General features: G+C 73.2%; 11 protein-coding genes. 4 read left to right on the forward strand and 7 right to left on the reverse strand.

Going from position 1 to position 12,024, the window contains the following annotated elements; all coding sequences use genetic code 11:
- Positions 1–211: 211 nt before the first annotated feature.
- Positions 212–1,342 (reverse strand): EcsC family protein, encoded by a 1,131-nt coding sequence (locus tag ACFWW8_RS19220; protein ID WP_386530154.1) that lies wholly within the window; start codon positions 1,340–1,342, stop codon positions 212–214.
- 321 nt (positions 1,343–1,663) lie between these two features.
- Entirely contained in the window at positions 1,664–1,927 is a 264-nt protein-coding gene (locus ACFWW8_RS19225) for a hypothetical protein (RefSeq protein ID WP_386530155.1), read from the reverse strand.
- 329 nt (positions 1,928–2,256) lie between these two features.
- Here ACFWW8_RS19225 and ACFWW8_RS19230 point away from each other — a divergent pair, with 329 nt between their 5' ends.
- Positions 2,257–2,565 carry an SCO0607 family lipoprotein gene (locus tag ACFWW8_RS19230; RefSeq protein ID WP_386530156.1) on the forward strand — a complete coding sequence of 103 codons (309 nt, stop codon included), beginning with the start codon at positions 2,257–2,259 and terminating at the stop codon, positions 2,563–2,565.
- Positions 2,566–2,631: 66 nt separating this feature from the next.
- On the opposite strand, the gene ACFWW8_RS19235 is transcribed toward ACFWW8_RS19230, so the two are convergent.
- The 5 genes from ACFWW8_RS19235 to ACFWW8_RS19255 form a co-directional block, all read right to left on the reverse strand.
- The gene (locus tag ACFWW8_RS19235; RefSeq protein ID WP_386530157.1) at positions 2,632–3,243 is read right to left on the reverse strand and encodes a GPP34 family phosphoprotein; all 612 of its coding nucleotides are present in this window, start codon (positions 3,241–3,243) and stop codon (positions 2,632–2,634) included.
- A gap of 347 nt (positions 3,244–3,590) precedes the next feature.
- A complete protein-coding gene (locus ACFWW8_RS19240) occupies positions 3,591–4,172 on the reverse strand; it encodes a TMEM165/GDT1 family protein (RefSeq protein WP_386530158.1) in 582 nt (193 codons plus the stop codon).
- A 557-nt stretch (positions 4,173–4,729) separates the two neighbouring features.
- Entirely contained in the window at positions 4,730–5,917 is a 1,188-nt protein-coding gene (locus ACFWW8_RS19245; protein ID WP_386530159.1) for an ALF repeat-containing protein, read from the reverse strand.
- Between the two features lie 247 nt (positions 5,918–6,164).
- On the reverse strand, positions 6,165–6,791 hold the full coding sequence (locus ACFWW8_RS19250; protein ID WP_386530160.1) for an ATP-binding protein: 627 nt from the start codon (positions 6,789–6,791) through the stop codon (positions 6,165–6,167).
- A 209-nt stretch (positions 6,792–7,000) separates the two neighbouring features.
- The gene (locus ACFWW8_RS19255) at positions 7,001–8,350 is read right to left on the reverse strand and encodes a lysine N(6)-hydroxylase/L-ornithine N(5)-oxygenase family protein (protein ID WP_386530161.1); all 1,350 of its coding nucleotides are present in this window, start codon (positions 8,348–8,350) and stop codon (positions 7,001–7,003) included.
- Between the two features lie 379 nt (positions 8,351–8,729).
- Between ACFWW8_RS19255 and ACFWW8_RS19260 the strand changes: the two genes are divergently transcribed.
- The 3 genes from ACFWW8_RS19260 (at position 8,730) to ACFWW8_RS19270 (ending at position 11,962) form a co-directional block, all read left to right on the forward strand.
- Positions 8,730–9,209 (forward strand): hypothetical protein, encoded by a 480-nt coding sequence (locus ACFWW8_RS19260; RefSeq protein ID WP_386530162.1) that lies wholly within the window; start codon positions 8,730–8,732, stop codon positions 9,207–9,209.
- An 873-nt stretch (positions 9,210–10,082) separates the two neighbouring features.
- Positions 10,083–10,481, forward strand: coding sequence for an SAV_915 family protein (locus tag ACFWW8_RS19265; protein WP_386530163.1), 399 nt, complete (start codon positions 10,083–10,085; stop codon positions 10,479–10,481).
- Positions 10,481–11,962, forward strand: a complete 1,482-nt coding sequence (locus ACFWW8_RS19270; protein WP_386530164.1) for a diaminopimelate decarboxylase family protein — start codon at positions 10,481–10,483, stop codon at positions 11,960–11,962. Before ACFWW8_RS19265 ends, ACFWW8_RS19270 begins: the two co-directional genes overlap by 1 nt.
- Positions 11,963–12,024: the final 62 nt, after the last annotated feature.

The raw sequence follows: 12,024 nt of genomic DNA on the forward strand, positions 1-12,024 counted from the left end.
GGAGGGCGGCGATCACGGGCCGATCATGGTGGTGCAGGCCGCTCCCGGGCCGGGAGTCTTCTCGTGGAGATCGCCGGAAGGTGTGTACCCGGCCGTCACCGCCGGGCCGGGCCCGGGTAGGTTCCGCAGACGAGGGTGTGCGGCCTTGGCCAACAGGGCCGCGACGGGGGCCGCACACCCCGGCCGGTCCGGGCAGGTGGGGTGGGGGTGGTCAGCGGAGGTCGGGACCGCCCGCGTCGGCCAGCTCGCCGAGCAGGCTGATGGCCTCGTCGGCGTCGTCCGGGACGTCTGGGTCGTCTTGGTCGTCCTGGTCGGCATCGGGGCCGGAGCCGGGGGCTTCCTCGTCGCCGAGGTGGGGGTACTTCTCCAGGAGGAACCGCCGCCGGTACGCCGTGTCGGCGGCGTCGACGATCTCCTCCAGCGTGGTCCAGTTGAGGGTGCCTCCCACGAGGATCCCGAAGGCGGGCACCGCCTTGCCGAGTCCCTTCTTGGTCAGGCGGAAGCCGAACGCCTTCGCGAACCGCGCGGCGACCGTGGCGACCACCGACCCGTTCAGGACGTCCCATGACTTGCCGCGGACGAGGGCTTGGGTCAGCCGTGAGATGTCGGCCATGGCGGCGTTCTTGGCGCCGGCCGACACGGCCGTCCCGGCGTTGACGACGGACATCACGAAGAGCTTCTCGGAGGGCTCCTCGGGGTCGTAGCCGTAGAGCAGCGACACCTGGCCGACGGAACGGGAGGCGAGTCCGAGGACGACCGCGGCGTCCACGGCGAAGGCGCCGACGATCGCACCTCCCGAGGGCGCCGCCGCGGCTCCCGCGGAGGCGGCGGTGGCGAGCTGCCCTCCGGAGATGACGAGCCCGGCGCCCGCTCCCGAGAGCGCCGCGCCGGCCGGGTAGTACCAGCTCGCCGCTCGTCCGCGGACCGCGTCGATCTGCTGGAGGTCGAGGCGGCGCAGGTCGGACAGCGATGTCACGTCGTGTCCGCGCTTCGTGTGGAGCGCCACCACCCGCTTCGAGGAGAGTCCGGCGCGCGAGACCCGGCCCACCGTCTTCCGCACGGACTGGAAGGCGGTGCCGCCCCAGTCGGGGAGGGCGTCGGCGGCTCCGCGAGCGCCGGCGCCGACCTTGTGCGCGCCCTTGGCCGCGAGGTCCTGTCCACGCGCGACCGCCGATTGGGCCCGCGGGTGGTTCTCCAGGTACGTCGTCGCCCGCCTGCCGAGTTCCGCGGCGCCGCCGGCCACGTGATCGCCTGCGTTCCTGAGCGCGCGCGACAGCGGGCGGCCTTTGAACCGCTGGGTTTCACGCCATGCCGCGAGCTCGTATTCCGAGGGAGTAGCCACGCCGTGAAGGTAAGGGCCACGCCTCCGCACCGTGCTCGAATCCATCCCATCGGTCCACGCACACAACGGAGTTGTCCGGGTTCAGGATCCAGCAGCGCCGGTCCGTCCGCGCGCGCGTGAGGGGTCACGGGCTGTCGAGTGCGGCCTCCGCGACGTCGGCGCGGGTGATCGCGACGGACCGGCCGTTCTTCGTCCTGACCGTGACCTCCGGCCGGTCCTGGGGCATGGGTGCGTTCCCGGTTGCCCGGCGTCCCGTCGAAACCGGGTGACCGTGACCGCGACGCAGTCCCGCCCGGCCGTCGGGTACGAAGCCCGCACGGGTCACTTGGCGTCGAGGTCACTCCTGATCATGGACACGGCGGAGGCCAGCCGGCTGAGGCCGGTCAGCACCTCGCGGATGCCTTCCGCGGCCTGGGGTTCGTCGTTCTTGGCGGCCCCCGCCACCCACTCGTTGCCCCCGTGTTCGAAGGCGGTGAGCGCTTCCGTCCAGAACTCCCGGGCGTTGTCGCTCGGGGTGGTGTCCAGCTTCTTGGCCTTCGCCACCGCGGTCAGCAGCTCCCGGCATGCGGTGTCCCGGCTGTCCATCGGGCCCGCATACACGTTGCTGACTCCGCTCGAGGCGTCGGAGAGGGCCTTGACGCCGCTCTTGCCCCCGGAAGACCATCAGTCGTCCAGTTCCTCGGCCGGCGTCGAGCTGCACCCGGCGAGCAGCAGCCCGGTGGCCGCGGCGGTGGCGGCGCGTGTGCGTAAGCGGGCGCGGATGCGCATGGACCCCCCCCAGAGATCGGTCGTACCGATGCTGCCAGGAACCACCGCGGCCGGGAGGGCCCGTGACAGTACCGTGACTGCACGGCCACGGGCACGCACGTCCGGGCCGGCACCGGGCACACGTCCCCGGACGACAGGAGGCTGACATGGTCACGTTCCGTACGCACCGTCACCACGGCGGTACCGGCGCCCTCTTCACCGTCGCGGTGCTCACGGCGACGCTGGCCGGGTGCTCGATGGAGGACGCCGTCTGCCGTGACGGGGAGTACCCCGTCATGACGGTCGGGGACACCGGTTCCGCCTGCGTCACGAACGGGGAGCCGCCGCCCGAGGGCTACACGCGCTACCCCGCCGGCGAGGTGCCGGAGCACGTCGACGACACCTGGGACGTGTACTGGCGCACCCATACCCTCGACGCCGGGGGCAACACGGTCGACGTCCCGGCCCCGCGGTAGGCGCCGCCCCCGTCGGAGGCGGCGGCGCGGACCGCGGCGGAGCGCGACGCGCCGGGGGGCCTGGGTTCAGGGGATCCGCCACACGTTGGCGAAGGCCGCGTTCTCGATGGACCGGCGCTGGCGCACCGCTTCCAGTTCCATCACCGCGTCGTTGACGGCGGCCAGCACCGTCGCCACCTCTTCGCCGTCCCAGGCCGTCGCCGCCTCGTCGTCGGACGGGTCGCGGCCGATGCCGACGGCCGCCGCGAGGGCCACGAGCACGGGCTCCTCTTGCTCCCAGCGGCTCCGCGCCCGGCTGCGGCCCGGGGTGTCGACGAGCTCCATGCGCTCGGTCCCGAACGGCAGGCGGCCCCTCCGGGCCCGCGTCAGCAGGCCGTCCTCCTCGAAGGCGGCCTGGTAGGCCGCGGACAGGTCACGGCCCCGCCGCCACAGCCAGTCCTCGACGCGCTCGTACGGCACCTGCCGCACCAGCGCCGAGTCGGCCGCGGCGAGCAGCCGGTCCTCCGGCGCCTGCTGCGGGCCCGGCACGACGCGATCGCCGTCCAGGGCGACGGCCCGCGCGGTCAGGAGATCGAGCAGTTCGGCGCCCGCGAGGGACAGGGACAGGTCGCCCTGTCCCACGGCACCCTCCGGGCGGGGTTCCATGGCAAGGCTGAACAGGTCTTTCGCCGTGGTCATGTACGACTCCCTCGTCGTCGGCCGGATCGGCGTCCCGGGGCCGGGGTGGTGCGGGTCACAGGCCGTTCCTGAGCGCCAGCTAACCACACGCCGCCGACGGACCGGGGCGACCGGACACCGGGTCCCGGCCCCGGTGCGGCCCGTCCGACGGGGCGCCTGCCGCCGCCCTCCCGGCGGGTGTCGCCCGCGCCCGTGGCCGGTGTACGACACGAGCCTGCTGGAGCGGTGCGGCTGGTTCGCCCCGGACGGGGGCGGGTACCCCGTCCGGGCCGTCGATGTGACGACCGGCCGTTCGCGGGTCTGAGGGATCCGGGCCCCGCCCCGGGTACGGCGGCGGGCCCGGTGGTTCAGCCGGTGAAGGCCTCGACGAGGGTCCAGAGGGCCAGGCCGGCCATACAGACGGCGCCGACGCGCTGGACGGTCTTCAGCGGCACCTTCTTGGCGATGAACTGCCCTGCCACGAGGGCGAGTGCGGACACCGACATGAGGGCCGCGGCCGAGCCGATCGCGGTGGGCAGCCAGCCGTTGGAGGCAGCGAGGTTGGCAGTCGTGATCTGGGTCAGGTCACCCCACTCGCTGATGAAGACGGCCGTGAACGCGGTGGTGTAGACGGGCCAGAAGCCCGTCACGATCTTGCTGTCGGCGTCTTCTCCGTCGTCGTCCCCGCTGCGCAGCAGGACGAACGCACCGAAGGCGAACAGGGCGGCGGACACGAGCTTGACGGCCATGTTCGGCAGCAGGCCGAGCAGGCTGCCCGCGCTCACCGCGATGGCGACGTGCACGATGAACGCGGTCGACGTGCCGAACCACACGTACAGGGGGCGCATGCGCGTGCCCATGGCCAGCGAGGCGAACATGGTCTTGTCGGGAAGCTCGGCGAGGAAGATCAGCCCGAAGGCGGTCAGGATCGCCACTGGGTCGAGGGTCATTCCGGGTCTTTCTGCTGGGGCCGGGCCGCCAGCTCCTTCTGCACCCGGGCGGGCGACGGGAAGAACCACTCGGCCCGGCACGACGAAGGAGCCCGCATGGCGATGCGGGCCTGGTCATGCCGTAGCCGAAGGTCTCGTCCACCCCAGGATGCGGGGCCCGGTGGCCGGGATGTCCAAGGACATCCAGCGTGTCGACCAGCGGTATTACAGGACTACTCCCCTTCGCCGCCGACCATTCTAGCCTCATTGGCCCACGGGCCCCCGCCGGCCGGGTGCGCCGCCGGGCTCCCCGCCGACCGTCGGTGCGTCGGCGGTACCCGGGGATGAAGAGCCGGCACGCCTCGCGGCCGCCGATCCGGCGGCCGCGCACGTCGGCCGAGCACCTCGGCCGGCGCCGCCGTCGGCAGGACGACGCGCACGCGTCCGCCCAGCCGGCGGCGTGGATCCATCGCGCCGGCTGGGCTGAACGCGTTCAATTCATTCGTCGCGCCGCCCCCGCGGCGTCCTCACGCCGGCGGCCCGGCACGAACGGGGCGGGAGGGGTGGCCGCCCGGGGGTCAGCGCCCGGAGGCGGCGCGGCGCATCCGCGCGGCGAGCAGGAGGCCGGCGCCGGCGACGAGCGCGGTGCCCGCACCGCCCGCGATCAGGGCCGAGTCGCCCGCACCGGTGGCGGCGAGGGCGGAACCGCTGCCGCCCTGGGGGGTGACGGTGCTGTCGCCGGTACCGGTGGCGGAGCCCGCGCTGATGCCGGTGCCTGTCGTGCCGGTGCCTGTGCCCGTGCCCGTGCCCGTGCCCGTGCCGGAGTTGTTCTGGTTCTGCTGGTCCTTGCTCTTGTCGTTCTGCTGGGCCTGCTTGTCCCTGGCACGCGCCTCGTGCTGACCCGTCTTCAGGAACTCCGTGCGGTCGGCGGCGGTGCCCGCCAGCGCGGCGCGGCCGGCCTTGACCAGTTCCGCTCCCCCGCCGTCGATGATCCTCGCGATCGCGACGCGGTTGTCCTGGTCACGCAGCTCGTGCTGGGTCACCTCGAGGAAGCGGCGCAGCTCGGCGGGGGTCGGAGACCCGTTCAGGAGCTTGCCGATCGCCTCGCTCAGGATGACGCCGTCCCAGCCCTCGTCGATGCGGGCCAGCTCGACCCGGTCGTCCGAGGCCTGCGCGAGGTACTGCCCCGTTTTCAGGAAGGCGGTCCGGTCGGCGGGGGTGCCTTTGAGCGCCTTCTTGCCCGCTTCCCTCACTCCGGGGCCGCCGGTGGAGATCAGCCTGGAGATGGCGACCGCGTTGTCGTCGTCGCGCAGCTCGTGCTGGGTGACCTCGTAGAAGTGGCGCAGCTGCTCCAGCGTCGTCCGCTCACCGCGGGAAAGCTCTTTGATGCCCTCCTTCAGACCGGGACCGGCGTCGTTCAGCAGCCGGGTGATCAGCACCCGGTAGTCGTCGAGGCGGATCTTGTGCTGGTCCGTCTCGATGAACTTGCGCATGGTCGCGGGGCCGTCGGCGATGGCTTTGCGCCCGGCTTCCTGCATGTACTCGCTGGCCATCGGGTCGGCGATGATCGCGAGGATGGCCTTCCGGTCCTGCTCCGCCTGGTCCTCGGCGGCGTGGTCCGGCGCCGCTCGGTCGGGTGCGGTCGGGCCAATCGGGTGGGTGGACGCCGCGGACTCCTGGCCGGCGGCGAAGGCCGGCGACGCGATGAGGACCACCGGAGCCAGCGCGGCAGTGGTGACGGCCGCGGCGATACGGGACAACTTCACAGACAAAACCCCCTGGAAAATGTTCTTACGACCACGAGACCCACCAGCAGCGCCGATGGTTGTACGAACCACCGGAATCGGCAGCCCCGGCCCGCTCCCCCGGCCGGATCCCTCCGGCGCGGGGGTGGCGCGGCGCCCCCGAAGGTCTTGCACCGCGAGAGCTACGCCCCGGCCATCGGCTACCGGCGCCCAGAGCCCGACCGGGACGTTCCCGCCCCTCACGGGGACCGGCGGCCTGCCGTATCCGTCAGTCATCGCGTCGGTCGTCGATCCGCACTTCGAGATACGGCCAGGTCGTGGCCAGGCGCGCAAGGCTGCCGGCCGTCCGCGCGGTCACCCGACCCAACGACTCGTCCGGCCTGAAATGGACCAGCGTGCCGGTCGTGCCGTCGGCCTCGACGGGCTCGAGGTCGGTGACGGGAAGGCCGTGTTCGTAGCGCTGGGTCCAGGCCCCGTTGAGACGACGGTTCGTGTGAACGAGCCACTCGCTGAGCGCCGCAACCAAGGACATGCCGCGCCGAGGAAGGCCGTCAGGAAGCACCTCCGCCTGCGGAAAGTCGAAGTACCGGAGATCCTTCGTGGCCATGACCGGCTTCTTCACGCTCCGGCCGTGCTCGTCCACACGGGTGTCAGTGCCCCGTCCGTCATCACGAACAGACAGCGAACCGTCGGGATGGAGGACGACAACACAGCGTCCTGCGCCCCTGTTTGCCGCCTCGTCGGCAGCATAGGCAAGCACCTCAAGGACGAGGTGCCACGGTCCGTCCGGAGCGAACTGCGCGGGACTCCGCCGGATGAGTGCCAGATGATCGAGATCAACGCCGCCGGACCAGTCATGCGTCGTGTTGACCCAGGAGACCCTCGATGCGTCCATCAGGCAAGTATTCACACGACGATGACGGCCGTACGGCCGGCCGGGTTCATGACGGCCCCCGTCAGCGCGGGGCGGGAACCGACTGACACGGGTGACCGGGGGAAACACTCCGGAGGCCGGGGCGGGGTCACGGGGCGGCCCGGTCGGCGGGTGCGTGGGGCCGCGGGGTGCGCTGCGGGGTGCGCCGCGGGGTGCGCCGCGGGCGGGGACTACCGGGCGGAGCCGATCTCGTCGGAGGTCCTGCGGGGGCCCGCGACGGGGGCGCGGCGCCGGCCGGCGATCGACTCCAGGATCTCACCGACCCGGACTGCGGTGTTGGACAGCAGGGAGGAGGTGATGCCGTGCGTGTGCTCGGTACCGCCCTGGAGGTAGATGCCGCAGCGCAGCGCGGGGTCCGTCGTGATGCGGTAGTCGCGCTCCACGCGGACGCGGCCCTCGTCGTCGTGGAGGCAGTGGCGCGCGACGTCCCCGAGGAGCGCGAGCCCGTCGGCGCAGCGGTATCCGGTCGCGTAGACCAGCACGTCGGCCTCCAGCGACTCCTTCTCCCCCGTGACGAGGGACTCGACCGTGGCAAGCACCTTGTCGGGGGCTTCCAGGACCTCGGTGAGCCGGGACACCCCGAGGAAGCGCAGCCGCTCGGTGCCGAGCACCTTCTCCCGGTACGCCTGGCGGTAGAGCTCGTCGATCAAGTCGATGTCCACGACCGAGCAGTTGGTGTTGGCGTGGTAGGCGATCAGCTTGCGCTTGGTCTCCGCGGGGGCGGTGAAGTAGGCGTCGACCGCGGCGGGGTCGAAGATCCGGTTCGCGAAACCGCTGTCGTCGGCGGGGCTGTAGCCGTAGCGGGAGAAGACGGCGCAGACCTCCGCCCCGGGGAAGGTCCGGTGCAGGAAGGCCACGTTCTCCGCGGCGCTCTGGCCGGCGCCGACGACGATGAACCGGGACGGGTCGCTCCCTTTGAGGGCCTCGACCCTGGTCAGCAGCTCCGACGTGTGCCAGATCCGCTCGGTGCGGTCGACGCCCTCGGGCATGTAGGGCCGCAGACCGGTGCCGATGACGAGGTTGCGGGCCCGGTGGGTGACCAGTTCCGCGCCGGAGCGGGCGGTGACGTCCACGTACTCGATCACGCCGTCGCGCACGACGGGCCGCACGGCGACGACTTCGTGCCCGTAGGACACCATGTCGTCGACCTTGGCCGCGGCCCACTCGAAGTAGTCGTGGAACTCCACGCGCAGCGGGAACAGGTTCTTGTGATTGACGAAGTCGATCAACCGCCCCTTGCTCTGCAGGTAGCAGAGGAAGCTGTACTCGCTCGACGGGTTCCGCAGTGTCACCAGGTCCTTGAGGAACGACACCTGCATGGTCGCGTCGTGGATCAGCATGCCGCGGTGCCAGCCGAAACGCGGCTGCTGCTCGAAGAAGTGGGCGGTTATCGCCTCCTGTCGTCCGACGCCCGCGTTGTGCTCGCCGAGTGCGATCGCCATGGCCACGTTCGAGGGCCCGAAGCCGATGCCGATGAGGTCGTGGATCACTGGCGCGCCGTCGGGAAGATCCGGTGACATGTCACTCCCAATCGTGCGGGGCAGCCGATTGCCGTGCGTGGGGGAGCAGGGTGGGGGCACGCCGAGGGAGCGGCACCCGAACCGAACTTAGGGCAGGCTAACCTGATCGCCGAGGCCTGTCGATGGGCACATCAGATCGAGCCCCATGCAATGTCCGCCGAATTCGCCTAGGACCGGGGCGCCGGGCCGGGGGTGCCGGCGGCCTTCCGGGCGACCTTCCGGACGGCCTTTCCCACGGCCTTCCGCGGGGCGGCCCGCACCGGCCGTTTGCGGGGCCACCGGTCCGCTCACGCCAGTCCAGCGGGTGCGCGCCGCGCCCGGATGGGGGAAGCTGGCAGGGTTCCCGTGCCGATGGCGGGACAACGGCGAGGAGGGTCTCGTGGACGCTTCACAAGACGGCCTGCGCGCATCCCGGTCCAGGCTGCGTACGGCCACCCTGTTGTGCGCTGCCGCGGCCTTGGTGGCGGCGGCGGTTCCGGCCTCCGCCGTTCAGTCCCAGACGCGGGCCGCGCCGATACCGGATCCGGTCGTGGTCGTGGACTGCTTCTCCGAAGACCAGGTGCGTCCCGAGACGTTCCTGCTGGCTTGCGGCGACGGCAACAACCGCCTCGTGGATCTGGACTGGAAGACGTGGGGGCACCGGACCGCGACGGCCACCGGCACCGACATGGCGAACGAGTGCCGGCCCAACTGTGCGGCGGGCCGTTTCCTCTCCTACCCCGTGTCCGTGACGCTGGCCAACCCGGAGCCGTGGCCCGACCGGCCCGGCGTGGAGCGCTTCACGACGATCCGGCTGCTGTTCCCTGCCGATGCGCCGTCGCCGATCCCCCAGGACGTGACGTACAAGCTGGTGTACTGACCGATCCGCGCGGCGGAGCCGCCCCGCCAGGGAGCAGGCGTGCCGGCCGTAGAAGGCGCGGCCCCGCGGGCCGGCCGGAAGCATGCGGTGGAGGGTCTCACCGACCAACACCCTCCTGTCCCCCGCCGGAGGTCTACGAGTCTCCGTCTCCGCGTCGCTGCGCAGCGCGAGCCGCGGACGCTGCGGCGCTGGTCCTTGCGGGGGCCGCGAGGCGGGACATGCCGCCGGCTGCCGCCCGGGCCGGGCGGTCGCGGGGACCGGTCTCCCTTCCCCGGCGGTGCAGTGGGAGGGGCACCGTGTGGAACGCGTGCTCGGCGACGATGAGTTCGAGCCAGTCCCGTACGGACGCGCCCGGCCGGACCGGCCGGTCCGGTGGCAACCGGAGCCGTACCGCCTCGCCGTTCGACCATGGGCCCGCGCCAGTCGGACTCCTCGACGTGCACCCGGGAGTGCAGCGGGGCGCCCCCGTCGTCCAGGGCGTGCAGCCGGTGCCAGCGGGTCAGGTGGATCAGGCGGTCCACGGCGTCCGCCGCGTCGCCGGGGTCCCCGAGCGGCAGGCCGGGGAGCTCGACGGTCCCGTCCCGGCGGAGCACGTCGGCGCGTCCGTCCCGGACGGCGAGGCGGAACCGGATCGGCGCTCCGGCTGCCGGAGGTCCGCCGCCGGGCCGGGACGCAGCAGCGGGGTGGCGCGGAGCGGTCGCGTACGGCGCCGGGCGCCAGCGGGGCGTATGGACCCGGCCACCCGCCGTCAAGGTCCCGTTACCGAGTGGTCGGGGGCGCTCGGAATCGGGGATAGCTTCGGGTGTCACGTCCCGGGCCGCATCATCGCGCTCCGGAACGTCAACCGCCGTTCGTGGCACCCTGGGAGGGCCCATGTGTTTGTTCCTGTACGACGACGACCCCGAGCCCGAGGAACGGCCCCCGGCCAGGCCCCTGTACGTGCCGGCCCGGCCGGGAGCGACGGGGATCGTGGTCCGGCTGTTCCGCACCCCGCTGGGAGCCCGTACCGCCGTCGGCTTCACCGCTCCGGGCCGGCTGGCGGCCACGCTCGGTGCGGAACAGACCTGGATCCGGCTGTCCGGTGCCGCGCTCCGGGCGATGGCCGAACCGCTCGGGGCGTCGCTGCTGACCGTCGACCCGACGTTCACCGCCCCCGCGGCGGCGCCGGTGCCCGAGCCTGAGCCGGTGCCCGTCGGGGAGCCGCTTCCGAGCGCCACCGGCACCCGGAGCGCGGCCGTGGTCGTGGTCGCGCCCGTGGCCGGGACCGCTTGATGGGCCGGCCCGCCGTGACGGTCGCCGCTCCCCCCGGGCCGCGGCCCGGCGGAGGGGACCTGTCCGTGTGGCCGGCGTCCACGACCGGGCTCCCCGGCGGAGACCTGGCAGTCGGCGGGGTGTCGCTGGCCGGGCTGGCCGACCGCTTCGGGACACCGGTCCGCGTGCTGGACGAGGCCGAGGTGCGCGGGCGCTGCCGGACGTACCGGGACGCCTTCCCCGACGCGGACGTGCTGTACGGCGCCCATGCGTTCCCCCACCCCACGATGGTGCGCTGGGTGCGGGAGGAGGGGCTCGGCCTCGGCGTGTGCTCGGCGGGAGAGCTGGAACGGGCGGTCACCGCCGGGTTCCCGGCCGAGCGCACCGTGCTGCACGGCAGCGCCGGATCGTCCCGCGACCTGGAGGCGGTGCTGCGGCTCGGCGTGGGGCGGATCGTCATCGACGGCCCGTCCGGGATCGCCCGGATCGCGGACGCCGTGGGTCCGGGGGGCCGGCAGAAGGTCATGGTGCGTGTGGTGCCGGGCATTTCGGCCGGCGGCCACGACACGTTCCTCACCGGCGCGGACGACCGGAAGGCGGGGCTGTGCCTGGCGGACGGCTCCGCACAGCACGCGGTCGCCCGGATCCTGGGCCGGCCGCAGCTCGAACTCACCGGGCTGTACTGCCATCTCGGCTCGCAGATCACCGAGGTGAAGCCCTACCTGGTCGCCCTGCGCCGCATGGTGGGGCTGATGGCCCGCGTCCACGACGCGCACGGGGCCGCCCTGACCGAACTGGGGCTGGGCGGCGGGCACGGCATCGCCCACCGGCCCGGGGAGCCCGTCCTCGACCTCACCGCGCTGGCCCGCAGGCTGCGGGCCGGCCTGGCCGAGAGCTGCGCCGCCGCGGGGCTGGCCGTACCGCGTCTCGCCGTCGCACCGGGGCGGGCCGTCGCCGGTCCCGCGGGGGTCGCGCTGTACCGGGTGCTCGCCGTCGAGCGCACGGGCGGGAGGATCCTCGTCGCCGTGGACGGCGGCACGGGCGGCCTCCGCCCGGCGCCGTACGGAGCCCGGTACGCACCCCGCCTGATCGGCCGCCGCTCCGCGGCGGAGCCCCGCCCGGCCACGGTCGTCGGCCGGCACCGCGGGGCGGGCGACGACCTCGCGGCCGGCGCGGTACTGCCGGGCGACGTCCGGCCGGGCGACCTGCTCGGCGTACCGGTGACGGGCGCGTACCACCTCCCGGTGGACTCCGGTGACGGTCCGGCCGGCCGCCCGCCCGTCATCGCGGTCCACGCGGGCACGGCGACGCCGCTGTCGGAGGACGAGCCCTGCGGCCTGATCGCCGAAGTTCACCATCGCCCGCCGTCCCCCCGCCGCAAGAGCACGGCAGGTCTCGTGGCGGCCGATGGCTCGGAGGATGACAGCGGCCTCCCTCGTACGGGAGAGCCCGCCGTCCCGCTCTCGTTCCGCGGTGGCGTCAGGGTTCGCCGCGTGGGGTGATGAACCCGGTCCGGCAGCGCGTGACGGTGTGTGGCACGAGTGTCGGGCGGAGTGTGGCGCAT

The sequence above is a fragment of the Streptomyces sp. NPDC058701 genome, assembly GCF_042715295.1.
In the GTDB taxonomy this organism is placed as follows: Bacteria; Actinomycetota; Actinomycetes; order Streptomycetales; family Streptomycetaceae; genus Streptomyces.